Genomic DNA, 25,444 nt, shown 5'->3' with positions numbered 1-25,444 from the left:
GCGTCACCCGGACCCGTCGGCCCGCCGGTGCTCCACGGCCGGTTCGTCGGCGGCCGCCAGTCGGCGCGCCTGCTCGGCCGACGGCGGCGGGGGCGCCGGGAACAGCGGAGGGTTCGCGGTCCAGGCGGCGGCCGTCAGCACGATGCGCGCCATGAGGTTGACCCACGCCAGCAGGACGACGATGAGGGCGAACGGCACCAGCGCCGTGCTGCTGCGCAGGCTGCCGGACACCGCGGACGTGCCGAGCAGCCGCAGCACGCCCAGGCCGACCCCCGCGATCGCGGCGCCGCCGACCAGGTCCCGCCACGGCGGCCTCTGCCCCGCCAGCACGCGCACGACGAGGACGAACGTCGCCGCGTCGACGACGAACGCGATGAGCACCCCCAGCACACGGGTGGCCGGTCCGGCGGCACCCGGGTGGCCGACCCATCCCGCGAGGCGGTCGGTGATCGTCGTCAGCCCCAGGGTGAGCACGGCCGAGACGAGGACGGACACCGCGATGCCGGCGAACCCCGCCAGCTCGTGCAGCTTCCCCACGACGGCGTTGGGCCGGTCCTCCGCCCCGAGCATCGCCCGCACCGCCGTCCGCAGCGCCGAGACCGCCGACACGGCGCTGAGCAGGAGCGTGACGATCGCGACGACCCCGGCGACCGAGAGGCTCGTCGACAGCCGGATCTGGCTCGGGTCGATGAGTCCGCTGCCGTCGCCGCGCGCGTCGACCAGGCCCGGCAGCGTCCTGTCGATCGTCTGGACGACCGTCGCCCGCAGCGCCTCGTGGCGGCCGAGCACCGCGGCGAACACCGTCCAGCCCAGCGTCAGCGCCGCGAAGATGGAGAACAGCGTCGCGTAGGCGATGCCGCCCGTCAGCAGGCCGCCACCGGCCGAGCCGAACCGTGCCAGCGCCCGGGCGGGCCGGGTGGCCCGCCACCAGGCCGCCACCGTGTCGAGGCGTTCCCTCAGCGCACGCACCCTGACGAGCCTACGGGCGGCCGGCCCTCCCGGTCAGCGGGAAGCTGCGCACCGGGCGCCACATGCCGTCCTCGTCGTTGACGTAGCGGTCGATGGCGGTCACGACGAACGTGCCGTCGAAGTCGGCCAGCTGCTTCTCCACGGCGTCCAGGACGTCGTCGTCGACGTCCTGGGCCACGGTGACGTGCGGGTGGTACGGGAACCGCAGCGGCCCGTCCAGCGGTCCCCGCCGGATCGCGAGGTCGAGCTGCTCGCAGTCGGCGATCCCGCGCGCGAGGGCGACGAACACCACCGGTGACACGGGCCGGAACGTCCCCGTCCCCCGCAGGTGCACGACGAACGGCCCATGGGTCGCCGCCACGGCCTCGAGGTGGGCGTCGACCTCCGGCAGCGCGTCGCGCGCGACGACCGCCGGCCCGACGAGCGTCACGTGCGGCGCGATCGTCGCTGCCTCGGGGTCACCGCTGGCCAGCCGGGCGGCCGCGAGCACGCCCGCGTGGGGCACCGGGACGGTGACCACGACGCCGACGAGCACCTCGTCGGGCCCGGGCGCGGGCAGCGTCATCAGATGCGCCGGCCCGGCAGCAGGCCGGTGCGCTCGTAGACGCGGTCCAGGGTGACGCCCGCGATCTCGCGGGCCCGCTTGGCGCCGGCCGCCAGGATGTCGTCGAGCGTCCCCGGGTCCGCCAGGAGGTGGTGCACCCGCTCCTGGAACGGCTCGAGCGCGCCGACGACGACGTCGGCCAGGTCCTTCTTGAGGTCGCCGTAGCCGTGCCCGGCGTACCGCGCCTCGAGCGCCTCGATCGTCGTGCCCTCCAGCGCGGAGTAGATCGACAGCAGGTTGGAGACGCCGGCCTTCGTCTCGGGGTCGAACCGGACCTCGCGCCCGGTGTCCGTGACGGCCGACTTGATGCGCTTCGCGATCACCTTCGGGTCGTCGAGCAGCTCGATGAGGCCGTTGGGGCTCTCGGCCGACTTGCTCATCTTCGACGTCGGGTCCTGCAGGTCGAAGATCTTGGCGGTGTCCTTGACGATGTACGGCTCGGGCACGACGAAGGTGTCCGCCCCCAGCTGGCCGTTGACCCGCTGCGCGAGGTTGCGGCTCAGCTCCAGGTGCTGGCGCTGGTCCTCGCCCACCGGCACGAAGGTGGTGTCGTACAGCAGGATGTCCGCGGCCATGAGCACCGGGTACGTGAAGAGCCCGACGTTCTGCCCCTCGGCGCCGTACCGCGTCGACTTGTCCTTGAACTGCGTCATCCGGTTCGCCTCGCCGAAGCCGGTGTGGCAGGACAGGACCCAGCTCAGCTCGGCGTGCTCCGGCACGTGCGACTGCACGAAGAGGATGGACCGCTCGGGGTCGACGCCCGCGGCCAGGTACTGCGCGGCCGTGCGCCGGGTCCGCTCGCGGAGCACGGCGCGGTCGGGGTGGGCCGTCAGCGCGTGCAGGTCGACGACGCAGTAGATCGCCTCGTGCCCCTCCTGCAGCGCGACCCAGTGGATGAGCGCGCCGAGGTAGTTGCCCAGGTGCAGCGAGTCGGACGTCGGCTGCATCCCCGAGAACACGCGGGGCAGCCCAGCGTCACCGGTCATCGATCTTCCCTCTCCTCAGGTCGCCTCGTCGTCGTACGGCGTCGGGGCATCGGGCGTCGGCGTCGCTGCCCGGCTCGGCGCGGCGGGCCGGCCCGGCGGCACGTCCCCCGTCGTCGGTGCGGTCGTGTCGTCGAGCAGCGCCTCACGGACGATGCGCCGGGGATCGTACCGACGAGGGTCGAGCGCTTCCCAATCCAGGCCGGTGTCACCGACCTCGTCGTCCACCCGCCGGCGCGCGTCCTGGAGGTAGCCGCGCAGGCCGCGGGCCCACTTGCCGAGCTGCTCGGCGTAGCCGGGCAGGCGTTCGGGGCCGACGACGAGCGCGACGACGAGGAGCAGGATGATCAGCTCTCCGCCGTTGACTCCGAACACCCGGTCAGGCTAGCCCAGACGTCGCGGGGGCTCGTGACGGGTCGGGGCGCAGGGTCAGGGCGTCTCGAGGGCCCGCGCGACGACCGACCAGCCACGCCCGATCCGGGCCGACACCCCGTCGTCGTAGGGCGCCGCGGGCAGCGCCGCGACCAGGTTCTCGACGTCGGTGCCCGAGGTCGGTGCGACCACCTCGACGACCGTGTCGTCGGCCTGCCACGCGACGTGCCACGGCTCGGACGACAGCACGTAGACCAGGTGGCCGCCGACCTGCTGCGTCGGCCGGCCGGCGAGGGCGGCGACGTCCAGGCGTCCGGGCCGCTCGCTGACGACCGCGGACGACCTGGGTCCCGCGAGGTCGACCTCGACGCCCGTGGACCTGCTCCGCGTCGCCGTGACGCTCCAGCCCTCGGGCAGCGCCGGCACGGTCCAGCGCTTGGCCGCGGTGCTGGTGCTCGATGCCGCCACCGCCGTGGTGGCCTCCCCCAGCACGTCGAGCGCGAGCCCGGGGTGCGCGGACGGCACGACCGCCGGCCGGGCGCCGAGCGAGAACAGGCTCGCCGCGACCAGGCCGAGCCCGGCGACCGAGCCGATGACGATGCGCTGGGCCAGGTGCCCGTCGCCGCGGACGGCGCCTCGCAGCACCCCGGAGGACCGTCCCGGCAGGACGCCCGACGAGCGGCCCGGCAGCGGGGTGGTCGGCACGAACGGGTCGTGGTGCGCGGTGAGCGGCGAGGCACCCGAGGGCGCCAGCGACAGCAGCCGCGCCGTCAGGTCGGGAGCCGGCTCGAGTGGCTCTGCCGCGGCCGCGGCGGCCAGGGCGGTCCGGGCCGCCCGGGCGGCCGCCAGCTCCCCGGCGCACTGCGGGCACACCGCGACGTGCGCCAGGGCGCGCTCCGTCTCGTCGGGCGGCAGCTGGCCGTCCGCGAGCGCGCTGAGCCACGAGCCGAGGTGGGTCATGGGTGGGCCTCGTCGCGCAGCCCGGCGTGGGCCGGCTCGGGGCGGCGGTGCTCGAGGGACTCCCGGAGGCGGGCGCGTGCCCGGTGGATGCGCGAGCGCACGGTGCCGAGCTTGATGCCCAGGGTGACCGCGATCTCCTCGTAGGACAGGCCCTCGATGTCGCACAGCACCACCGCGGCCCGGTACTCGGGCGGGAGGGCGTCCAGCGCACGCTGCACGTCGGAGTCGAGGTTGCCGTGCTCGTACGCGCGCTCGGGCGACGACAGCGCGTCGGACGAGGGCCACGCCGCCGCCTCGTCGCCGGTGGCGTCCATGCGGATCCGCTTGCGGCGGCGGGCCTGGTCGAGGAAGAGGTTGGTGGTGATGCGGTGCAGCCAGCCCTCGAACGTGCCGGGGACGTAGGAGTCCAGGGAGCGGAACACCCGGACGAACGTCTCCTGCGTGAGGTCCTCCGCGTCGTGCCGGTTGCCGGTCAGCCGGTAGGCGAGGCGGTACACGCGGGCGGAGTGCTCGCGCACGATCTCCTCCCACGTCGGCGCCTGCCACTCGGCCGGCTGCGCGGTCATCGGTTCTCCTGTCGTCGGACGTGTCCGCACCAGTGTCCCAGCAGTGCCTGAACGAGCGCTGAGCGGCCGCGGTTCCCGTCCCGGCGGTACCCGCACGGATACCCTGGGCCCAGGCTCGATCCCGGGAGGGTGTCATCAGCATCGACAAGGCCCAGTCCTGGGCCTACTGCGAGGACTTCGGCACCGAGGACGGCGTGCTCCTGGGGGCCCGCGAGCGTGCCGCGCAGCTCGGCTGCACCCCCGTCACCCCGGGGGTCGGCGCGGTGCTGGCGGTGCTCGCCGCGACGGTGTCGGCGCGCGCCGTCGTCGAGGTCGGCACCGGCGCCGGCGTCAGCGGCCTCTACCTGCTGCGGGGCATGGCCCCCGACGCGGTGCTGACCACCATCGACGTCGAGGTCGAGCACCAGCGCGCGGCGCGGGAGGCCTTCGCCGACGAGGGCGTGCGGCCCACCCGCACCCGCCTCATCGCCGGCCGCGCGCTCGACGTGCTCCCGCGGCTCACCGACGGCGGCTACGACCTCGTGCTGGTCGACGCGGACCCCGAGAACTACCCCGCCTACCTCGACCAGGCGGTCCGCCTGCTGCGTCCGGGGGGCGTGCTGGCGATCGACGACGCCCTGTGGCAGGACCGCGTCGCCGACCCGGCCAAGCGCGACGAGCTGACGACGACGATCCGCGAGGTCGGCCGCGCCGTGCGCGACGACGACCGCCTGCTCCCGGCGCTGCTGCCGACGGGCGACGGCCTGCTGGTGGCCGTCCGCCGCTGACCGGGTCAGCGGAGGTCGGCCAGGTACTGGAGCAGGAGGCGCGCGCCGAAGCCGGTGGCACCCTCGGTGACCTCGTGCTTGTCGGCGGCCGCGCGGGCGGGGCCGGCGATGTCGAGGTGGGCCCAGCGGCGCTGCCCGACGAAGTGGCGCAGGAAGAGCGCCGCGAACACCGACCCGGCGCCGACCTTCGGCTCGTTGGCGGTCTGGCGCACGTCGGCGACGTCCGAGTCCGTGGTGGACGCGTAGTCCTCGACGAGCGGCATGGGCCACACGCGCTCCCCCGAGGCGTCGCCGGCCGCGGCCAGGGCCGCGACGAGCTCGTCGTCCGTGCCGTAGAGCGCGCCGATGCCCGTGCCCAGCCCGATGCGGGCGGCGCCCGTGAGCGTGGCGACGTCGATGAGCACGTCGGGGTCGAGCCTCGCGTCGGCGTACGCCAGCCCGTCGGCGAGGACCAGGCGGCCCTCGGCGTCGGTGTTCATCACCTCGACGGTGGTGCCGCCGTAGGTGGTGACGACGTCGCCCGGGCGGTACGACGAGCCCCCGAAGTGGTTCTCGGCGAGCGGCAGCACCGCCGTGACCCGGTGGATCGAGCGCGACTGCGCGGCGCCGATGACCGTCGCCAGCGCGACGGCCGAGCCGGCCATGTCGGTCTTCATCGTGACCATCGACTCGCGCGGCTTGATCTGCAGACCGCCGGTGTCGTACGTGATGCCCTTGCCGACGACGACGACGTGCTTGCCGCCCGGGCCGGGCGGCGTGTAGCGGAGCACCACGAGCCGGGGCGGCGACGCCGACCCGGCGCCGACCGCCATCACGGCGCCGAAGCCCTGCGCCGCCAGCTCCCTGGGCCCCAGCACGTCGACCGACAGCCCGGCGTCCGCGCCCAGCCGACGCGCTCGCTCGGCCATCCACTCGGGGGTCTTGACGTTCGACGGCGTGTTCGCCAGGTCGCGCACCAGCCACGTCGCGGTGGCGTCGATCTTGGCGGCGACGACGGCGGCACCCACCCTCTGCCCGTCACGGCCGAGCAGCACGAGGTCGGCGGACGCCTTGGGCTCGTCGGACGCCGCCAGGGACGGCATCCGGTACGCCGCGAGCAGGTAGCCCTCGACGAATGCCCGCGTCAGCGTCGCCACGGTCGAGGCGTCGGCGCGTGCGTCGTCGCCCAGCGTCGTGGCCACCGCGTGCAGCCCTCGCACCGCCCGGGCGAGCGCGGCGCCGGCTCGGCGCAGCGCGGCGGTGCCGCCGTCGCCGGTGCCGACGAGCACGATGCGCAGCGGCAGGTCGCCCCACGGCAGCCGGACGGCCGAGCCGGCCGGACGGGGCAGGTGCACGACGTGCGCCTCGCCGGCCGCGCCGGCCATCCCGGCCCGCTCAGCGAGCTCGGCGAGGTCGATGCCGTAGCGGGCGGCGACCTGGGCGGTGCCGACGCCGGGGACCAGTCCGTCGTCACCTGGGAGGGCGGGGGACACGGGCACCGCGACCGCCTGCACGGATCCGTCGGTCAGCAGGGGTGTGTCCGCGAGCGGGGCCCCGGAGAGCGTGACGGTGGGGGGCGTGCGATGCCGCAGCTGGGGTGCGGCCATGCCGACTAGCCGACTGCGGAGGTGAGGGCCTCACCGAGCTCTGTGGCCTCGGTGGCAGAGAGCTCGACGACCAGGCGGCCACCGCCCTCGAGCGGAACCCGCATGACGATGCCCCGACCCTCCTTGGTCACCTCGAGCGGTCCGTCGCCGGTCCTCGGCTTCATGGCGGCCATGCGGGGCCTCTCCTTCGCTGTCGCACCGGTGCCCGGGTGGGCGTCCGGGGTTCCGAGCAACAGTCTAGGTCACAGCGCCGTCACGGGTCCCGGCGCTCGGTCCCACCACCGGCGCCTCGACCCTCACGGGGGCCAGTCGCCCTGCGGGTTGAACAACCAGATCTGGCGCACCCAGAGCACCTGGAGCCCGAGCATGAGGAGCACGACGAACGCCAGCCACGCCGCCCTCCCGCGCCGCGTCCGGCCCACCGCTCCGGCCGTCGCCGCGCCGAGCGGGAAGGCCAGGAGGAGGAACCGGGCGAGGCTGCTCCCCGGCTCGACGACGCCCGCGATGTACACGACGTAGGCGGCTCCCCACGCGTGCAGCTCGCGGCCGAGCCGGAAGGCCGAGGGCGCGAGGACGACGGCCAGCGTGAAGGCGACGGCCGGGACGACGACGAGCGGCCAGCTGGCGTGGAACCAGAACTGCGGCACGTAGGTCCACCCGATGAAGGGCTGCACCGAGTGCAGGCCGCGCCACGACTCCTGCGTGCGCAGGTAGGCGCTCGGGTCGCCGGTCACCCAGCCGCAGATCGCCGGCCACAGGAAGCCCGACGCGACCGCCACGGCCGTCAGCAGGGCCAGGGCGCCGACCGTCCGGGGGCGCAGCTCGTCGCGCCCGCGCCGCGCGTCCCACCAGCGCACGCCGGCGTGCACGACGACCACCGCCGCCATCGGCAACGCCACGGCCCGGCTGAGCCCCAGCAGAACGATGACGAGGCCCGCCCACGCGTACCGCCGCCGGACGACGGCCAGCAGCGCGCCTGCCACCAGCAGCAGCGCCAACGACTCTGTGTAGGCGGTCTGCAGCACGGGCGACGTCGGGAAGGCGCAGACGAGGGCGACCGTCGCCAGGGGCAGGCCGGGCCAGCGCCCGACAGCGCGCGGCGCGCCCTCGGCGATGCCGCGGTGGATGAGGAGCATCGCGCCGCCCGCCAGGACGGTCGACAGCAGCGGCGCCGCGACCTCCCAGGGCAGGCGCGTGACGGTCATGACGCCGCGCGCCAGCGCGGGGTACAGCGGGAAGAACGCCCACGCGTTCTGCTGCACGTTGCCGTGCGCGTCGAGCGGGATCGTCGACGGGTAGCCGTACAGCGCGATCTTCTTGTACCAGGACCCGTCGAACATCAGCGAGACCCACGGGAAGTACGACGGGTGCGCCTGCGTCCAGACGTTGGCCTTCTGGTAGCCCGCCACCCAGAGGAAGACGACCGCGGCGAAGAGGCGGCTGGCGGCGTAGACCCCGAGCGTCTGCCCCCACCACGGCCACGTCCGGGGGTCGAGGCGTCGGGCTGCCGTCAGCGGGTGCCCGTCGGTCGCCACCTCGCTCACGCCAGTCCCCTCACCGCGACGGCCGGTGCCCGCTCGCCGCGCACGCTCGCCACCATCTCGAGGACGCGCCGGGTCGCCGCGACGTCGTGCGCGCGGAACACGCGGGCGCCCAGCCACGCGGCGACGGCGGTCGCGGCGAGCGTCCCCTCGAGGCGCTCGTCGACGGGCAGCCCGAGGGTCTCGCCGACGAAGTCCTTGCGCGACAGCGCCATGAGCACCGGATGCCCGAGGGCGACGAGCGCCTCCGTGCGCCGCAGCAGGTGCAGCGAGTGCCACGTGTTCTTGCCGAAGTCGTGGGTCGGGTCCAGCAGCACGGACGCGGGGTCGATGCCGAGCCCGACCGCCCGCGCGGCACCGGCCGTCAGGGTGGCGACCACGTCGTCGAGCACGCCGTCCAGGCCCTCGCCGTACTGCACCCGGAACGGGTCGGTCCGCGGGGCCGCGCCCCCGGTGTGCGACACGACGACGCCGAGCCCGCGCTGCGCGGCGACCGCGACGAGCCGCTCGTCGTGCCCCGCCCAGGTGTCGTTGACGAGGTCCGCGCCCTCGTCGGCCGCCGCGGCCGCCACCTCGGCGCGCCAGGTGTCGACGCTGACCAGGAGGTCCGGGTGCGCGGCACGCACGTGCGCCACGAGCGGCACGATCCGCGCGACCTCGTCGGCCACGCTCACCTCGGGCCCGCGGCCGGCGCGCACGCCGCCGAGGTCGACGATCGCCGCGCCCTCGTCGGCCGCCCGCGCCACCGCCTCGCGCGCGCCGTCCTCGTCGTACCTCGCCGCCGCGTAGAAGGAGTCCGGGGTGCGGTTGACCACCGCCATGACCACCGGCCCGGCCAGCTCGCGGCCGCGCAGGCGCAGCGGAGGCGCGCCCGCGGGGACGCCCGTCAGCACGCCCCTACCACCCTGCGTCGCCCTCGGCCGCACGCTCGGACGCCGCCTCCTCCTGGGCGCGCAGCTCGGCGGCGCGCTCGACGACGATGCGCACGGCCTCGTCGGGGTCGTCGGTCAGGTGGAGCAGGTCGACGTCCGTCGGCGAGATGAGCCCGCGCTCGGCCACCGTCGCCCGGATCCAGTCGATGAGACCGCCCCAGAACTCCGTGCCGACGAGCACGATCGGGAAGCCCTTGACCTTCTGCGTCTGCACCAGCGTGAGCGACTCGAACAGCTCGTCGAGCGTGCCGAACCCGCCGGGCAGCACGACGAAGCCCTCGGCGTACTTGACGAACATCGTCTTGCGGGCGAAGAAGTAGCGGAAGTGGATCCCGAGGTCCACCCACTTGTTGAGGCCCTGCTCGTGCGGCAGCTCGATGCCGAGCCCCACCGACAGGCCGTGCGCCTCGACGGCGCCCCGGTTGGCCGCCTCCATGATCCCCGGGCCGCCCCCGGTGATGACCGCGTAGCCGGCGGCGACCAGGCCTGCGGAGATCTGCCGCGCCAGCGCGTACTCCGGGTCGCCCTTGCGGATCCGGGCGGAGCCGAACACGCTCACCGCGGGCCCGACCTCGGCCAGCGCGCCGAAACCCTCGACGAACTCGCTCGTGATGCGCATGACGCGCCACGGGTCGTCGTGCAGCCAGGTCACCTTGTCGACGCGCTGCAGCAGGCGCTCGTCGGACGTCGTGGCCGGGACCTGCGCCCCGCGCAGCACCACGGGACCGCGGCGGTAGCCGTTGCCCTTGCGTCGCTTGGCCGCGCCCGGGTCCGGGCTCTCCTCGGTCATGCGGGTCAGCCTAGGGCCGGAACCTGGGCCGGTGGTCAGGCCGTGAGCCAGGCGCGCAGCGCGGCGTGGACCTGCTCGATCTGCGCCACCGGGCACCGCTCGTCGGCCGTGTGCGCGAGCAGGGGGTCGCCGGGGCCGAAGTTCACCGCCGGGATCCCCAGGGCGGCGAACCGGGCGACGTCCGTCCAGCCCAGCTTGGCCACCGGCGCCCGGCCGGTGGCCCCCAGCACGGCGTCGACGAAGCCGCGGGCGGCCGGGTGGTCCAGGCCGGGGCGGGCGCCCGCGGCCGCGTCGACGACCCGCACGTCGAAGCCGTCGAGGACGTCGCGCACGTGCGCCGCCGCCTCGTCGACCGAGCGCGACGGGGCGAACCGATAGTTCACGGTGACGACGCAGCGGTCCGGGATGACGTTGCCCGCGGTGCCGCCCGTGATGAGCACCGCGTTGAGGCCCTCGCGGTAGTCGAGGCCGTCGACGGTGACGGTGACGGGCCGGTAGGCCTCCAGCCGGCGCAGCACCTCGCCCGCCCTGTGGATCGCGTTGACCCCCGTCCACGCGCGGGCCGAGTGCGCCGCCACGCCCGGGACGACGACCTCGGCGCGCAGCGTGCCGTTGCAGCCGCCCTCGACGCCGCCGTCGGTGGGCTCCCCCAGCACCGCGAAGTCCGCGGCGAGCCAGTCGGGGTGCGCGGTCGCGACGCGGCCGAGGCCGTTGAGCTCGGCGGCGACCTCCTCGTGGTCGTAGAACACCCAGGTGACGTCGGTCGTGGGCTCGTCGAGCGCCGCCGCGAGGGACAGCATCAGCGCCACGCCGGCCTTCATGTCGACCGTGCCGCGGCCCCACACGACGCCGTCCTCGACGCGGCTCGGCACGTTGCCTGCGATCGGCACGGTGTCGAGGTGCCCGGCGACCACCACGCGGCGCGGCCGGCCGAGATCGGTGCGCGCGACCACGGTGTCGCCGTCGCGGTCCACCCGCAGGTGCGCGTGGGCGCGCAGCGCGCGCTCGACGAGGTCCGCGAGCGCGGCCTCGTCGCCGGACTCGGAGGGGACGTCGACGACGGCGCGCGTCAGCGACAGCAGGTCGGCGGACAGGTCGAGGGCCACGCCGTGACCCTACCGACGCCGCCCCCTCAGCCGCCGTGCGCGACGATCCACGCCAGGAGGTAGGCGCGGGAGTCGCCGTTGTCGATCGCGGAGTCCGGCAGCGCCACCGCCTGCTGCCAGGCCGCGGCGGCCTCGTCGTGCCCGGCCAGCGCGCGGTACGCCAGGAGGTAGTCCCCGAACGGCACGCCGTAGCCACCGGACGCCGCCTCGTCCACCGCCGCAGTGATGCGGGCCGGGTCGACGCCGGCCGCGAGCCACCCGGAGGCCGGGTTCATCGGGATCAGCTCGATGCCGAGCATCGCGCTCGGGGCCGGGCTGAACCAGGTGGCGTAGTCCCGCTTGCCGCCCCACACGATCGAGGTCACGTGGTGCGCGAAGCCGGGGAAGGCGGACAGGTCCGGTGCCGTCCAGTAGGCGCGACCGGCGGCGGCCTCCGTCGAGGCCAGCCAGGTGGCCTCGGTGACGAGGGCCGGTTGGCCGCTGGCCTGCGCCCACAGGCCGAGGCCATTCCAGGCGTTCACCGCCTCGGAAACCGACTCCTGGTTGTTGCCGTCGGCGAAGGGAGCCGTCCCGGAGGCCCACGAGTGGCCGGCCCACGGGTCGAAGACCCGCAGTTGCGGCAGCTGTGGGGTTGCGCTCGCCGCGGCGATGTCCTGGCCCAGCAGGTCCATCACCGGTCGCAGCGGGCCGACGAGCGCGTGGTCCCGCGCCGCCAGCAGGCCGGCGGCCGCGAGGAAGTAGCCGTAGTGGAAGTGGTGGTCGTTGAGCTGGTCGGACCCGAACGACGGCGTCCGCCCGACGACGGAGCGCGCGGCCTCGTCGTAGACGAAGCACTGGGCGGCCCGGCTCGCGCACCCCTGCGGCTCGGTCCAGGTGCGCAGCGCCTGCTCGGTGCGGGCACGCAGCGGCGCGACCACGTCGGACGCACCGAGCTGCTCGCCGAGCACGACGAGCGTCGCCGCCCGGTACAGCGCCTTGCCACCGAAGTAGGTGTCCGCCGGGAAGTCGGGCGTCGCCGCCACGTCGGCGCGCAGCTGCGTGACGATGGCCGTCCGGCGGGCGTCGTCGACGTGCGCCAGGTCGAGGGACCCGGCGGGCGGCACGGTCTGTGCGAAGGCGTCGAGCTGGGAGCCGGCGCACAGCTGCAGGTCGCCGAGCACGCTGTGGTACGTCCCGAGGCCGCACCCGGTCCGTGCCGGCTGCCTGCCGGCGCGCTGGTGCGGGGCCAGCACGTACGCGCTCGGGGTGCCGTGCGCCGTGCGGTACACCAGCGTCGTGCGGGCGACGTCCTTGTCCACCCCGTAGCGGACGTCGACACCCGTCACCGGGTCCCCCGCCGCCGCGGCGAGCGCGTCGGCCGCCGCCGGCGCGGCGCCGTCCGGCAGCGGGTACCACGTGGCGGTCTGGCCGGGCGCGAGCCGCACCCGGTCGCCCGCCAGCGCGCCCGCGGGCGCCACCAGGCCCCACGTGGTGCCGTCGATCGTCGCGGTCGCCGCGGGCGTGCCGCCCTGGAACCCGGCACCACCGGTGACGGTCACGGCCAGCGTCGTCGCGCGGTCGGCGGTGAACGAGACGAAGGGCGAGCCCTCCGCCAGCGCGACGTGTCCCACCGTCCCGCCCGAGCCGTCGAGCAGGGCGACGGTCACGGCGACCGGGTCCGCCGCCGTCACCTCCGCGGACGCGGCGCCCGCGTCCACCGTGACGGCAGGGACGTGCGGCGCCGCGATCACGGCAGGCTGGGCGGTCGGGTGCGGCAGCCCGACGTCGAACCCGGTCGCGGTGAGCGCGAACGACTGGGGCATCGGGAACACGGGCTGCGGCGTGGCGCCGAAGACGAGCCCCGAGTACCACCGGTTCGACGGCGGCGCCAGGCCGGGCGCCAGGCGGGCGGGGTGGACGGTGGCGATCGAGGCGTGCTGCACGCCGGCGACGAGCGCCGCCTCGTCCACGGTGGCCGCCGGCGCGTCCGGCGGACCGGGGACGGGGGTGGCGGTGCCCGTCCCCGTCCCGGTCGGGCCGGCCGACGGCGCACCCGTGCAGCCGGCCAGGAGAAGGAGGCCGGCAGCGGCGCCGACCCACGCGGCGCGGGCCCTCACCGGCCGATCCTCCCGATCAGCGCGGGCACCCGGTCGAGCAGGGCCCGCACCCGGTCGCCCGTCCTGGTGACCCACCCGTCGTTCCGGAGCTCGAGCTCAGCGGTCACGGGTGCGCCGGCCGCCACCAGGCCGCCCTTGGCGTCGAGCTGCGGGCTGGTCACGGTCGCGACCGCCTCCGCCTTGCCGTCCACGGTGGTGACGTGGACCTCGTCGGCGGTCCCGTCGAGCGTCGATCCGTCGGGCAGCTGCACCTGCACCGCGGCCTTCTCCGGCACCCGCGCGTACTGCTGCGGCGTCAGGGTGAAGTGCGCCTCGACGTAGAGCGTGTCGACGCGCTGGAGCACCGCCAGCTGGTCCCCCGGCTGCACGGTGGAACCGGGCTCGGCCTTGACCGCCGTCACGGTGCCGTCCGCGGTCGCCTGGACCACGAGGTGTCCCTGCGCGTCGACCTGGGTCGCCGCGGGCAGCCGCGCGCCGGTCGACCTCGCGAGCGACAGCGTCGCCGAGTCGACGACGAAGAGCGGCTCGCCCTGGTGCACCTGGGTCCCCACGTCGACGCGACGGTCCAGCACGAGGCCGCCGTAGGGCGCCCCGATGGTGAGGTCCTGACCGAGGACCTGCGCGGAGCTGCTCACCACGCGCCCGCGGGTCTCGTTGAGGTGATACGTCGCGACGGCGACGATCCCGAGGACCAGCAGCACGCCGAGGAGCAGCCGAAGCCGAGCGGTCCACCTCATCGCGCACCTCCGATCATCGCGGGGACCCCGGGCAGCACGTCCACCCGCTCCGGCGCGGCCGGGCGACGAGCGGCGCGACGGCCCCGGCGCCCCTCCCGCAGGGCCGTGACGACGAACCCGCCGAGGATGAGGGTGTTGGTGGCGTTCCACGCCAGCGCGAGGCTGGGGTAGCCGTTGCCGGCGTCCTTCCAGACCCCGACCACGGTCGTCGCCGCCAGGAGGACGAACATCAGCACCTGCGGCTGCACGAAGGCGAACGGCGACCGGTACCCGGCGCGGGACCCGGTGACGTGCCAGGCCTGGTCGCGGCGGGTCAGCGCGTTGACGAGCGCCCGGACGTAGATCGGGAACGAGACCGTGGCCAGGAGCAGCACCTCCCACCGGAACGACCCGAGCGTGTAGAACGCCAGGAGGATCTGCAGCAGGTAGAAGCCGGCGTAGTACGCGACCCAGGTGAGCGGCTTCACCGACAGGTTCATCGGCGTCAGGTCGAAGAAGATCTGCAGCGGCGGCACCAGCAGCAGGAGGAGCGGTGCGATGCCGGTCAGGTAGTGCGTCGCGGTCACGGTGTACTGCAGCCGCTGGTCCACCGTGAGGCGACGCGCGCGCGACCAGGGCCAGTGGGTCGCCATGATCTCGAACCCGCCCGTCGCCCAGCGCAGCTGCTGCTTCGAGTAGGCCTCGATGGTCTCGGGGGTGTCCCCGACCGCGAGCGGGGTGGGGATGTAGACCGACCGCCAGCCGCGCTCGTGGAGCAGCAGCGACGTCCACACGTCCTCCGACTTGGAGTCCGAGTACAGGCCACCGAGCTGGTCGATCGCGCTGCGCCGGAAGACGACGTTCGTGCCGACGCAGAACGCGGCGTTGAACCGGTTCCGGCCCGGCTGGACGAACTGGTAGAAGACCGACTGCATGTAGGCGGCGCCACGCGAGACGACCGTGTCGAGGTTGCCGTAGACCTGCGGGGTCTGCACGAACGCCACGTCGGCCTCGGCGAAGAACGGCACCGTCTCGTGGAGGAAGTCCGGCATCGGCACGAAGTCCGCGTCGAAGATGGCGAAGAGCTCGCCGCGCGCGAGCGTCAACGCGTGGTTGATGTTCCCCGCCTTCGCCCCGCCGTGGGAGGCGCGGCGCACGTACCGGGCCCCGACGTCGGCCGCCAGGACGCGGACCGCGTCGCTGTCCCCGTCGTCGAGCACCCACACCGTGTGGGCGCCCCGCATCGCCATCGCCGCGGTGACGGTGCGGCGGATCAGCGCCGGGTCCTCGCCGCAGGTGGTGACGAACACGTCGACCGAGACCGGCCGGTCGTGCAGGTACATCGCCCACCGCCACGGCTCGTCGGACGAGCGCTCGCGGAGGATGTCCGCCCAGTCGTAGAGCCGGTCCTGCGCGTGGTGGAACGCGAACCGCCGCGGGTTGGCGCCGCCGGACAGGATCGTCCACATGGCCAGCAGGCAGTGCGCCACGAGCACCGTCTCCGCGGAGATCACCATGAGGTAGGGCAGCCAGTCTCCGCGGTTGGCGGGGGCGAGCAGGAACTTCGCGTACAGCACCACGCCCGCCGTGGCCCCCAGCACCAGCAGGGTCAACGAGGGACTGCGGGCCGCCTGGTTCTCCGCGCTGCGCGCGGGCGTTGCGTCGTCGTGGTGGTGCCGCCCTCGCGTAGGGGCGGTCGTCTCGGCGATAGCCATCCGGACCTCCGGCGTCGGCTGTTCTCGTCCGCACGTGTGGCTCGTGCCACGCCGTGCCAGGGCGGCCTCGTCGACGCCGGTCGTCGGGGCCTCGCACCGGACCCCAGGTCTTCGACCGTACGGAGCCCTTCGCCGACCTGTCCACCCGACCCGGGTCGGCCGCGGACGGCGGTGAACCGGGCGCGACGCGCTCACCTGCCGGGACGCATGACGACGCCGGGCGCGGCGCCGTCTCGCATGGCGGACTACAGGCGCAGGCTGACCGTGCTCGCCGTGATCGGCGCCGGCAGCTCGGAGGGGCCGCCGGCGAGGTACTCGTCCACGGCGTGGGCCGCGGCGCGGCCCTCCGCGATGGCCCACACGATGAGCGACTGGCCGCGGCCGGCGTCGCCGGCCACGAACACGCCGGGCACGTCCGTCGCGAAGCCCTCGTCGCGCGCGATCGTCCCGCGCGGCGTCACGTCGACGCCGAGCTGCTCGAGCAGCGGGCCGCGCTCCGGCCCGGTGAAGCCCATCGCCAGCAGCACCAGCTGCGCCGGGATCTCCCGCTCGGTGCCCGGCACCGGCTCGAACCGGCCGTCGACGGGCGCCACGTCGACGAGGCGCAGCGCCCGGACGGCACCGTCCTCGTCGCCGAGCATCTGCGCCGTGGAGACGGCGTAGACGCGCTCGCCGCCCTCCTCGTGGGCGCTGGAGACCCGGAAGACCATGGGGTAGGTCGGCCATGGCTGGGCCGCGGGCCGCTCCGCGGGCGGCCGCGGCAGGATCTCCAGCTGCGTGACCGAGCGGGCGCCCTGGCGCAGCGCGGTGCCGAGGCAGTCGGCCCCGGTGTCGCCGCCGCCGATGACCACGACGTCCTTGCCGGTGGCCACGGGCTGGTCGGCGACGACCTCGCCCCGCGCGGCGCGGTTGGCCGGCGGGAGGTACTCCATCGCCTGCAGCACGCCGGACAGCTCGCGGCCCGGCACCGGCAGGTCCCGCGGGGTCGTCGAGCCGACCGCGAGGAGCACCGCGTCGTAGCGGCGGGCGATCTCCGCGGCGGACACGTCGCGGCCGATCTCGACACCCAGGTGGAACCGCGTGCCCTCCTCCTTCATCAGCGCCAGGCGCCGGTCGAGGACGGACTTCTCGAGCTTGAACTCGGGGATGCCGTAGCGCAGCAGGCCGCCGGCGGCGTCCGCGCGCTCGTAGACCGCCACGGTGTGCCCGGCGCGAGTCAGCTGCTGCGCGGCGGCGAGGCCGGCCGGGCCGGAGCCGATGATCGCCACGGTGTGCCCGGTGTACCAGCGCGGCACCTGCGGGGTGACCAGGCCGCGGGCGAAGGCCTCCTCGACGATCGAGACCTCGACGTTCTTGATGGTGACGGGCGGCTGGTTGATGCCGAGCACGCAGCCCGTCTCGCACGGCGCGGGGCACAGCCGGCCGGTGAGCTCGGGGAAGTTGTTCGTCTGGAACAGCCGGTCGGCGGCGTCGGCCCACTGCCCGCGCCAGACGAGGTCGTTCCACTCCGGCACGAGATTGCCCAGCGGGCAGGAGAAGTGGCAGAAGGGGACGCCGCAGTTCATGCACCGGCTCGACTGCTCGTGGAGCAGCTCGAGCGCCTGCGGGTCACCGGGGTGCGGCGCGTGGACCTCGCACCAGTCGTGCACGCGCTCGTCCACGGGCCGGTCCGCCGGCAGCGCGCGATGGCGGACGGTGAGGAATCCACGAGGGTCGGCCACGGCGCACAGCCTAAGCAGTGGACGCCTTCGTCTCGGATGACGGAAGTCCTGGTGAGACAGGCCGACGCCGTACGCTGGCCGCCATGACGGAACGCACGGCCTGGGGCCACGGCCTGGCCACGGTGACCGACGCCGGGACGGTGCTCGACACCTGGTACCCGAGCCCGGCGCTCGGGCCGCGGCCGGAGCAGGACGCGATCCCGCACGCGCTGGCCGCGGCGGCGGGGCACGACGAGGCACGCGGGGTGCGTGTCGAGCCGGTCGTCACGGAGATCGACCTCGACGAGCCCGCGCACAGCACGCCGGACGGCTACCTGCGCCTGCACCTGCTGTCGCACCGCCTGGCGCGCCCCAACACGATCAACCTGGAGAACATCTTCGGGGTGCTGCCCATCGTCGTGTGGACCTCCGCCGGCCCCTGCTCCCCCGACGACTTCGAGACGACGCGGGCGCGGCTGCGCGCCCGCGGGCCGGTGACGGTGCTCGGGGTCGACCGCTTCCCGCGCATGGTCGACTACGTGGTGCCCCCGAAGGTCCGCATCGCGGACGCCGACCGCGTGCGGCTGGGCGCCTACCTGTCCCCCGGCACCACGGTGATGCACGCGGGCTTCGTCAACTACAACGCCGGCACGCTGGGCGTCGCGATGATCGAGGGCCGGGTGTCGCAGGGCGTCGTCATCGGCGAGGGCTCCGACGTCGGCGGCGGCGCCTCGATCATGGGGACGCTGTCCGGCGGCGGCACCGTGCGGGTCTCGCTCGGCGAGCGCACGCTGCTCGGCGCCAACTCCGGCCTCGGCATCCCGCTGGGCGACGACTGCGTCGTCGAGGCGGGCCTCTACCTGACGGCGGGCACCAAGGTGACGCTGCGCGGCGTCGGCGGCGAGGACGGCCGCATCGTCGCGGCGCGCGAGCTCGCCGGCAGCGACGGCCTGCTGTTCCGCCGCAACTCCGTGACGGGTGCCGTCGAGGCGTCGGCACGCTCCGGCATCGGCGTGCGGCTCAACTCGGCGCTGCACGCCACCTGATCTCGGAGGGTCCATGGCCGCGGCACGCCGCCGGCCGCCCCGGCGCCGCACGAGGCGCGCGTGGGCGGTGGCGATCGCTCTCGTCGTCACCCTCGTCGTCGGCGGCGGCGGCGCGGTCTGGGCCGTCGTCGCCTGGCTGGACCGGACCACGACGCCGCCGATCGTCGCCGCCTGCGCCGCGACCTCCGACGCCGGCTCGTGGCGGCTGACGCCGCAGCAGGCCGACAACGCGGCGCTCATCGCGGCGATCGCGGTCCGTCGCGGGCTGCCGGCGCGGGCCGCGACGATCGCCCTGGCCACCGCCATCCAGGAGTCGAAGCTCGACAACCTGGACCACGGCGACCTGGACTCCCTCGGCCTGTTCCAGCAGCGGCCGTCGCAGGGCTGGGGCACCGCGCAGCAGGTGACGGACCCGGTGTACGCGACGAACACGTTCTACGACCGGCTCGTCAAGGTGCCGGGCTACACCACCATCCCGGTGACGCAGGCAGCCCAGGCGGTGCAGCGCTCGGGCTACCCGGACGCGTACGCCGACCACGAGGACGCCGCCCGGGCCTTCGCCTCCGCGCTGACCGGTTGGTCGCCCGCCACGCTCACCTGCCGGCTGCCCGCGTCGACGGCCGCCGGGTCCTCGGACGCCGTCCTGGCGCGCGTCGTCCGCGACCTGGGCACCCTTCCCTCGTCGTCCACCGCGCCCGACGAGGCCACCCGGACCAAGGCGACGGTCACGCTGGACACGAGCTCACTGACCCCCGACGACCCCGCCAGGGGCGGCTGGGCCGTCGCGCAGTGGGCGGTCGCGCTGGCCGACACCCTGCACGTCGACCGGGTCCAGGTCGCGGACCGCGTGTGGACCCGGGCCGCCACGGCCTGGACGACGAACGACCCGGCCCCCGTCGCGGCGGGCCGGGTCGTCGTGACGCTGGCCGGTCAGCGCTCCTCGGCCGGGACGTAGTCCCGCTCGGTCGCGCCCGTGTAGATCTGGCGCGGGCGGCCGATCTTCGTCTGCGGGTCGGACATCATCTCGCGCCACTGGGCGATCCAGCCGGGCATGCGGCCGAGCGCGAACAGCGGCGTGAACATCGACTCGTCGAAGCCCATCGCCTTGTAGATGATGCCCGTGTAGAAGTCGACGTTCGGGTACAGCTTGCGCGAGATGAAGTAGTCGTCGTGCAGCGCGATGTCCTCGAGGCCCAGCGCGATGTCGAGCAGCGGGTCGTCGGTCCCGAGCGCGTGCAGCACGTCGGTGGTCAGGCGCTTGACGATCGCCGCACGCGGGTCGTAGTTCTTGTAGACGCGGTGGCCGAAGCCCATGAGGCGGACGCCGGACTCCTTGTTCTTCACGCGGCGCATGAAGTCGGTGGCGTCGCCGCCGTTGTCGCGGATCTCGGCGAGCATCTTGAGCACGGCCTCGTTGGCCCCGCCGTGCGCGGGCCCGGACAGCGCGTTGATGCCGGCGGCGACCGAGGCGTAGATGTTGGCGTGGCTCGAGCCGACGATCCGCACGGTCGACGTCGAGCAGTTCTGCTCGTGGTCGGCGTGGAGGATGAGCAGCTTGTCGAGCGCCTGCACGGCGACCGGGTTCGGCGCCCAGTTCTGGTACGGCACGGCGAACGCCATCCGCAGGAAGTCCTCGACGTAGCCGCGCGCGTAGTCCGGGTACAGCAGCGGCTCGCCCTTGAGCGAGCGCATGACGTAGGACGTGATGGTCCGCGTCTTGGCGAGGATGAGCACCGTGGCGAGCTCGACGGCCTCGGGGTCGAACGGGTCGAGCGACTCCGGGTAGAACGTGGCCAGGGCGTTGACCGCGGACGCCAGCACCGCCATGGGGTGCGCCCCGCGGGGGAACGTCCCCATGAAGGTGCGGAAGTCCTCGTGCACCAGCGTGTGACGGTTGACGCGCTCGCTGAACGCGTCCAGCGTCTTGGCGTCCGGCAGCTCGCCGTTGATGAGCAGGTACGCCACCTCGAGGAACGTCGAGCGCTCGGCGAGCTGGTCGATCGGGTAGCCGCGGTAGCGCAGGATGCCGGCGTCGCCGTCGATGTAGGTGATGGCCGACTCGCACGACGCCGTGTTCATGAAGCCCGGGTCGACGGTGACCATGCCGGTGTCGCGCAGCAGCGAGGAGACGACGATCCCGTCGTTGCCCTCGGTGGCGTGGACGATCGGGAGGTCCCGCGCCTGGCCGTCGACGACCAGCTGGACCGGCGTCCGGGCCGTGAGGATGTCCGTCATGAGGGGGTCCTTCCTGCGCCACCCGGGGGCGGGACCGCATCGTTGCGTCGCACTGGTGTGCGCCAGGCCAAAGGTTTGGCGCGACTTTACCTGCACGGGGGGTGGCGCCACCACTCCCTTGGTCAAGGATTTATCTTGACGTCGAGGCAGTTGCGCCGGCACCCATCATGCACCCGTCAGCCGAGTGCATGCTTCAGCGACCCGTTCGTCGGACGCCGTGAGCGCCACGCGCACGTGGCCCGTTCCCGCACTCCCGTAGAACGCCCCCGGCGCCACGAGAATGCCCAGCCCCGCCAGGTCCTCGACCGTCGCGCGCGAGTCCTGGCCGCCCTCGGGCCGGACCCAGAGGTAGAGGCCGGCCCGCGACCCGTCGACGGCGTAGCCCGCCTCCTCGAACGCCGCCGCCAGCATCCGGCGCCGGCGCGCGTAGCGGGCCCGCTGCGCCGCGACGTGCTCGTCGTCGGCCAGCGCCGCCACCATCGCCGCCTGCACCGGCGCGGGCACCATGAAGCCGGCGTGCTTGCGCACCTCGAGCAGCCGGCCGACGAGCGCCGGGTCGCCCGCGACGAACGCGGCACGGTACCCCGCGAGGTTCGACTGCTTCGACAGCGAGTAGGCGACGAGCAGCCCGGCTCCGTCGCCACCGGTCACCCGCGGGTCGAGGAGGCTGGGCACACCCTGCGACACCCACGGCTCGTCCCACGCCAGCTCGGCGTAGCACTCGTCGGAGGCGACCACCACGGGGCACCCGTGCCGCGCCCGGGCCGCCCGTGCCGCCTCGACGACGGCGCCCAGCTCGTCGACCGACAGCACCGAGCCGTCGGGGTTGCCCGGGGAGTTGAGCCAGACGAGCCGGACGGCACCGTCCTCGTCGGCCGCCAGGCGCGCAGCGGGGTCCGCGCACGGCTCCGGCTCCGCACCCGCCAGTCGCGCCCCCACGTCGTACGTCGGGTAGGCGACCTCCGGGTGCAGCACCACGTCGCCCGCGCCGAGGCCCAGCAACGACGGCAGCAGCGCGACGAGCTCCTTGGAGCCGAGCGTCGGCAGCACGCCCGCCGGGTCCAGGTCCGGCACGTGGCGGCGCCGGGCGAACCACCGGACCACCGCGTGCCGCAGCTCGGGCGTGCCGGCCGTCTGCGGGTAGCCCGGCGAGTCGGCGGCGGCGACGAGGGCGTCGCGGACGACCTGTGGGGTCGGGTCCACCGGGGTCCCGACCGACAGGTCGACGATCCCGCCGGGGTGCGCGCGGGCGCGCGCCGTCACGTCGGCGAGGGTGTCCCAGGGGAAGTCAGGCAGGTGCCCGGTGAGCAGGCCCATGCCGGCCTACTGGCCGTTGCGCAGCGGCAGGGCGTCGACGATCGGGTGGTCGTGGTCGATCTGGCCCATCTTGGCGGCACCGCCGGGCGAGCCGATGGCGTCGAAGAACTCGACGTTGGCCTGGTAGTAGCTCGCCCACTGCGGCGGGACGTCGTCCTCGTAGAAGATCGCCTCGACCGGGCAGACCGGCTCGCACGCGCCGCAGTCGACGCACTCGTCGGGGTGGATGTATAGCGAGCGCCGACCCTCGTAGATACAGTCGACAGGGCATTCCTCGATGCACGCCTTGTCCTTGACGTCCACACACGGCTCGGCGATCACGTACGTCACGGCTGGTCCTTCCCCTCGGTCGCCCTAGTATCCCCCCTGTGCCCGCGCCCTCTACCCCGTCGTGGCGGTCGTGGTCGCCCGGCATCCGGGTCGTCGTGCGGCGCGCGCTGGACGACGTGCCGGCGGACGCGCCGCCGCCGCACTACACCGACGTCGTCGGTGACGTGCTGGCGGTCGACGACACCGGCGTGCTGCTGCGGACGCGACGCCGCGGCGACGTCCACGTGCCCGCCGAGGCGATCCGGCTGACGAAGGTGGTGCCCCCCGCGCGGCCGCGCCGGCCCGCGCCCTGAGCTAGGGGCCCGCCGTCGGCGCCGGCGCGCAGATCACCTGGTTCTGCGGCTTGTACGTCGTCTTCCAGGTGGTCGTCGTCTGCAGCTCGGAGCCGAGGAACACCTTGCGCGTCACCGAGACCGTGAAGCCGGGGTTGCCCTTGCCCGCGGGAACGCACGTCGGCGACGGGTCGTAGAGGGTGGTCGGCTGCTGGACGTTCGAGCGGGCGCTCGTCGTCGACTGGACCGTCCAGTACTTCGTGCCCCAGATCCGCACGTGCAGGTGGTCGTCCGCGCCGACCCACGACTGGACGAGCGCGCCGTAGGGGGTGTTGTTCTTCCACTTCATGTCGATGACACCGGTGAAGAGCGTCGCCTCGCGGCCCTCCGGGTAGCGCGAGAACCACTCCGAGTGCGGCGTGTGCTCGACGATGAGGAAACCGGCGAGGTAGGCGGCGTTGAACGTCGTCGTCGACACCTGGGACAGGCCGCCGCCCATGGCGTTGACGTGCTGGCCGTCGACGATGGCCCCCGCCGCGACGAAGCCGTGCGCCGCGTCGAGCGGGCCGAGCGCGTCCGTGAGGCTGAACGTGTCCCCCGGCCGCACCAGCACGCCGGTGATGTTGGCGGCGCCCTGCTTGATGTTGATGTCGCGGATGTGGTCGGCCGTCAGGGGCGTGTCGAACTCGCCGACGATCTCCTTGATGCCCAGCGCGTCGAGGACCGCCGTCGACTGCGCCGGGTCGGTCGCGACGAGCTGGAGCGTGGCGGTCCGGTCGGTCGCCTTCGACGCCGCGGCCGCGACCGCCGTCGCCACCTGTGACGGGTCGAGCGTCGTGCCCGGCTGACCCGGCACGATGACCGGGGCGTCGTTCTGGAACTCGAAGTGCGCGTCCGCGGCCGGTGTCAGCAGCCCCGGCATCTGGGCAACGAGGGCGTCCGCCAGCGCCTTGCCGTTCATCTGCAGCACCAGCGCGCCGTTCTGCGGGACGAACGAGGCGTTCGCCGCCAGCACCGGAGCCGGCAGCGTGGCGCTCCGGTCGCCGACCGTCACCGACACCGGACCGCCCGAGACGTGCTGCGCGACGTCCGCGAGCGCGCGGTCGGTCGTGTCCTGCGAGATGGCCGGGGCGACCGTCGCGACCGGCAGCTGCAGTGGCCGCGCGGCGACCAGCCACGTCGCGGCGATCTGCTGCACCGCCGCCTGCTCGTCGATCTTCCAGCCGTCCTGCGCGGGCGTGGCGTGCGGGGAGCCGTCGACGAAGACGATCGCGCCGTCGACCGCGTCCGCGCCCAGGGTGCTCGACAGCCCCCCGACGGCCGCCGCCAGCGCGGCGTGGTCGACGGTGGTGACGGGCGTGACGTCGCCGAGGCCGACGATCTGGCGCCACAGCCACCGCGGGTCGGCCAGCCGGACCCCGGTGAGGCCGTCGACGGTGCGCTGCGGGTCGAACGTCAGCCCGGCCGCGGCGGGGTCGATCTGGGCCTGCACGTCGTGGGCGGTGACGGTCAGCGGCTTGCCGGTCGCGTCGGCGAGCTGGGTGGTCAGGCGGTGCACCGCGTCCGACGAGGTCAGGCCGCCGATCTGCACGCCGGCCACCGTCGCGCCGTGGGGCACCTTGTCCCGCAGGGCGTAGCTCATGCCGACGTAGGCCCCGGCCAGCACGACGAGGATGCCGGCGGCGACCGCCACGCGCAGCGGCCAGCGCCGACGGGTCTCCCGCTCGGGGAACTCGTCGAGGACCGAGGGCCCGCGACCGGGCGTCTGAAGGGTCGGCACCGGACCGGCGCTGATCCGGGCGCCCTCGGCGGCGGGCGTCGACGTCGCAGGGAACACGCTGACCCGGGCCGGCACGGCCGGCTCCGCGACGGGCGGCTCCGCGGCGGCCGGGACCGCTGCCGCTGGCATGACCACGGTGGCGTCCGGGTCGGCGGACGCGTCGGCCTCCGGCGCCGCCGGCTCGACCTCCGGCTCCACCACCGGCGGCACGACGACGGTGGCGTCGGGTTCGGCCGCCCCGTCTTCCAGGTCCACCACCGGCGGCACGAGGGCGGTCGCGTCGGGCTCGGGCGACTCGTCCTGCGACTCCGACACCCGTGGCGCGAGCGTCGCCTGGTCCGGCTCGGGCGGCTCGGGCCCGGCCACCGGCGGCATGACCACGGTGGCGTCGGACTCGTCGGGCTCGTCGGCCTCGACGGCCTGCGCCTCGTCCGCCGTCTCACCTTCGTGCTCGCCATCGACGGCCGCACCATCCGCGACGAGGGCGTCGACGGGCGGCGCGCTCGCCGGTGTCTCGTCGGCCGCCGTCTCGTCGGGACCGGCATCGTCGTCGGACACCGGCTCCAGGCCCGCGGTGACGTCCGAGTCGGCCGGTGCGTCCTCCAGGACATCCGCGTCCCCCGGTCGTTCGTCCGCCGGCGGCGCGGCGGGCCCACCCTCGTCGACCACCGCGTCGTCGGGCGCCGGCCCGGGCTCGGCCGACGACAGGGGCTCGGGCGAGGGCAGCGGCTCGGGCGAGGGCAGCGGCTCGGGCTGCGGCAGCGGCTCGGGGGTCGGCACGGGGATCGGCTCGGGGAGGGGCTCAGGCGCCGGCAGCGGCTCCGGCGCCGGCATGGGCTCGGGGATCGTCCCGTCGGGGCGGGGGATCTGGTGGAGGCGGGCGATGTCGTCCCAGGTGGGCCAGCGCGTCTCGTCCTCAGCTGGGGTGGTCCGGGGGGTGCCCTCGGCCGGCTTCTCGCGGTCGGCCTGACGCGCCATGCGGATTCTCCCCTTCGTACGCTGCGCCGGGATTCTACGACCCGACGCCGACGCGCTCGGGGACTGCCGGGCGCGCGTCAGCC

At 74.6% G+C, this 25,444-nt stretch carries 24 protein-coding genes; 4 read left to right on the top strand and 20 right to left on the bottom strand.

What is annotated here, in order from left to right:
- Positions 1-3 precede the first annotated feature (3 nt).
- From BGO37_RS02125 to sigE, 6 genes are read right to left on the bottom strand one after another with little or no spacing between them, the layout of a single operon-like run.
- Positions 4-969, bottom strand: a complete 966-nt coding sequence (locus BGO37_RS02125) for a YihY/virulence factor BrkB family protein (protein WP_291751766.1) — start codon at positions 967-969, stop codon at positions 4-6.
- Between the two features lie 10 nt (positions 970-979).
- A complete protein-coding gene (locus BGO37_RS02120) occupies positions 980-1,534 on the bottom strand; it encodes a 2'-5' RNA ligase family protein (RefSeq protein WP_291751765.1) in 555 nt (184 codons plus the stop codon).
- Complete coding sequence (trpS, locus tag BGO37_RS02115; RefSeq protein WP_291751763.1) at positions 1,534-2,559, bottom strand: tryptophan--tRNA ligase; 1,026 nt, start codon at positions 2,557-2,559, stop codon at positions 1,534-1,536. Before trpS ends, BGO37_RS02120 begins: the two co-directional genes overlap by 1 nt.
- A gap of 15 nt (positions 2,560-2,574) precedes the next feature.
- Positions 2,575-2,931: a twin-arginine translocase TatA/TatE family subunit gene (locus tag BGO37_RS02110; protein WP_291751762.1), complete on the bottom strand. Its 357-nt coding sequence runs from the start codon at positions 2,929-2,931 to the stop codon at positions 2,575-2,577.
- A 54-nt stretch (positions 2,932-2,985) separates the two neighbouring features.
- Entirely contained in the window at positions 2,986-3,888 is a 903-nt protein-coding gene (locus tag BGO37_RS02105) for a zf-HC2 domain-containing protein (RefSeq protein WP_291751761.1), read from the bottom strand.
- Positions 3,885-4,454: an RNA polymerase sigma factor SigE gene (sigE, locus tag BGO37_RS02100; protein WP_291751760.1), complete on the bottom strand. Its 570-nt coding sequence runs from the start codon at positions 4,452-4,454 to the stop codon at positions 3,885-3,887. The genes BGO37_RS02105 and sigE overlap by 4 nt, the downstream gene beginning before the upstream one ends.
- A gap of 134 nt (positions 4,455-4,588) precedes the next feature.
- Between sigE and BGO37_RS02095 the strand changes: the two genes are divergently transcribed.
- Positions 4,589-5,221 (top strand): O-methyltransferase, encoded by a 633-nt coding sequence (locus BGO37_RS02095; protein WP_291751997.1) that lies wholly within the window; start codon positions 4,589-4,591, stop codon positions 5,219-5,221.
- Positions 5,222-5,226: 5 nt separating this feature from the next.
- Here BGO37_RS02095 and BGO37_RS02090 read toward each other — a convergent pair whose 3' ends face one another.
- The 10 genes from BGO37_RS02090 to BGO37_RS02045 all read right to left on the bottom strand — a co-directional run bounded on the left by BGO37_RS02090 (position 5,227) and on the right by BGO37_RS02045 (position 17,424).
- Positions 5,227-6,807, bottom strand: a complete 1,581-nt coding sequence (locus tag BGO37_RS02090; RefSeq protein WP_291751759.1) for a M17 family metallopeptidase — start codon at positions 6,805-6,807, stop codon at positions 5,227-5,229.
- A 5-nt stretch (positions 6,808-6,812) separates the two neighbouring features.
- Positions 6,813-6,980: a DUF3117 domain-containing protein gene (locus BGO37_RS02085; protein ID WP_291751756.1), complete on the bottom strand. Its 168-nt coding sequence runs from the start codon at positions 6,978-6,980 to the stop codon at positions 6,813-6,815.
- Between the two features lie 123 nt (positions 6,981-7,103).
- Complete coding sequence (locus tag BGO37_RS02080; RefSeq protein ID WP_291751754.1) at positions 7,104-8,351, bottom strand: hypothetical protein; 1,248 nt, start codon at positions 8,349-8,351, stop codon at positions 7,104-7,106.
- Complete coding sequence (gene folP / locus BGO37_RS02075) at positions 8,348-9,241, bottom strand: dihydropteroate synthase (RefSeq protein WP_291751752.1); 894 nt, start codon at positions 9,239-9,241, stop codon at positions 8,348-8,350. The genes BGO37_RS02080 and folP overlap by 4 nt, the downstream gene beginning before the upstream one ends.
- Before the next feature lie 4 nt (positions 9,242-9,245).
- Positions 9,246-10,070, bottom strand: a complete 825-nt coding sequence (locus tag BGO37_RS02070; RefSeq protein ID WP_291751751.1) for a TIGR00730 family Rossman fold protein — start codon at positions 10,068-10,070, stop codon at positions 9,246-9,248.
- A 35-nt stretch (positions 10,071-10,105) separates the two neighbouring features.
- A complete protein-coding gene (gene dapE, locus BGO37_RS02065) occupies positions 10,106-11,176 on the bottom strand; it encodes a succinyl-diaminopimelate desuccinylase (RefSeq protein ID WP_291751748.1) in 1,071 nt (356 codons plus the stop codon).
- A gap of 26 nt (positions 11,177-11,202) precedes the next feature.
- Positions 11,203-13,272: a glycosyl hydrolase gene (locus BGO37_RS02060; RefSeq protein WP_291751746.1), complete on the bottom strand. Its 2,070-nt coding sequence runs from the start codon at positions 13,270-13,272 to the stop codon at positions 11,203-11,205.
- Positions 13,269-14,009, bottom strand: a complete 741-nt coding sequence (locus BGO37_RS02055; protein ID WP_291751744.1) for an HlyD family efflux transporter periplasmic adaptor subunit — start codon at positions 14,007-14,009, stop codon at positions 13,269-13,271. Before BGO37_RS02055 ends, BGO37_RS02060 begins: the two co-directional genes overlap by 4 nt.
- Complete coding sequence (locus tag BGO37_RS02050) at positions 14,006-15,703, bottom strand: cellulose synthase catalytic subunit (RefSeq protein WP_291751741.1); 1,698 nt, start codon at positions 15,701-15,703, stop codon at positions 14,006-14,008. Before BGO37_RS02050 ends, BGO37_RS02055 begins: the two co-directional genes overlap by 4 nt.
- Before the next feature lie 245 nt (positions 15,704-15,948).
- Positions 15,949-17,424, bottom strand: a complete 1,476-nt coding sequence (locus BGO37_RS02045; protein ID WP_291751739.1) for a glutamate synthase subunit beta — start codon at positions 17,422-17,424, stop codon at positions 15,949-15,951.
- Between the two features lie 83 nt (positions 17,425-17,507).
- Here BGO37_RS02045 and dapD point away from each other — a divergent pair, with 83 nt between their 5' ends.
- Together dapD and BGO37_RS02035 are read left to right on the top strand one after the other, a co-directional pair.
- Positions 17,508-18,449, top strand: a complete 942-nt coding sequence (gene dapD, locus BGO37_RS02040) for a 2,3,4,5-tetrahydropyridine-2,6-dicarboxylate N-succinyltransferase (RefSeq protein WP_291751737.1) — start codon at positions 17,508-17,510, stop codon at positions 18,447-18,449.
- 13 nt (positions 18,450-18,462) lie between these two features.
- A complete protein-coding gene (locus BGO37_RS02035; RefSeq protein WP_291751736.1) occupies positions 18,463-19,404 on the top strand; it encodes a hypothetical protein in 942 nt (313 codons plus the stop codon).
- Here BGO37_RS02035 and BGO37_RS02030 read toward each other — a convergent pair.
- The 3 genes from BGO37_RS02030 to fdxA form a co-directional block, all read right to left on the bottom strand.
- Complete coding sequence (locus BGO37_RS02030; protein WP_291751734.1) at positions 19,380-20,684, bottom strand: citrate synthase; 1,305 nt, start codon at positions 20,682-20,684, stop codon at positions 19,380-19,382. The genes BGO37_RS02035 and BGO37_RS02030 overlap by 25 nt on opposite strands.
- A gap of 165 nt (positions 20,685-20,849) precedes the next feature.
- Positions 20,850-22,001, bottom strand: a complete 1,152-nt coding sequence (gene dapC / locus BGO37_RS02025; protein WP_291751732.1) for a succinyldiaminopimelate transaminase — start codon at positions 21,999-22,001, stop codon at positions 20,850-20,852.
- 6 nt (positions 22,002-22,007) lie between these two features.
- Positions 22,008-22,331 carry a ferredoxin gene (gene fdxA, locus BGO37_RS02020; protein WP_291751730.1) on the bottom strand — a complete coding sequence of 108 codons (324 nt, stop codon included), beginning with the start codon at positions 22,329-22,331 and terminating at the stop codon, positions 22,008-22,010.
- A 38-nt stretch (positions 22,332-22,369) separates the two neighbouring features.
- Between fdxA and BGO37_RS02015 the strand changes: the two genes are divergently transcribed.
- Complete coding sequence (locus BGO37_RS02015; protein WP_291751728.1) at positions 22,370-22,624, top strand: hypothetical protein; 255 nt, start codon at positions 22,370-22,372, stop codon at positions 22,622-22,624.
- A 1-nt stretch (position 22,625) separates the two neighbouring features.
- Here the strand turns inward: BGO37_RS02015 and BGO37_RS02010 are convergent, their stop codons facing one another.
- Positions 22,626-25,361: a VanW family protein gene (locus BGO37_RS02010; protein ID WP_291751727.1), complete on the bottom strand. Its 2,736-nt coding sequence runs from the start codon at positions 25,359-25,361 to the stop codon at positions 22,626-22,628.
- Positions 25,362-25,444 lie beyond the last annotated feature (83 nt).

This window comes from Cellulomonas sp. 73-92 (assembly GCF_001898175.1).
Classification (GTDB): domain Bacteria; phylum Actinomycetota; class Actinomycetes; order Actinomycetales; family Cellulomonadaceae; genus Cellulomonas.
The sequence above is the reverse complement of the archived record's forward strand: the minus strand, read 5'-3'. Positions and strand labels throughout refer to the sequence as shown.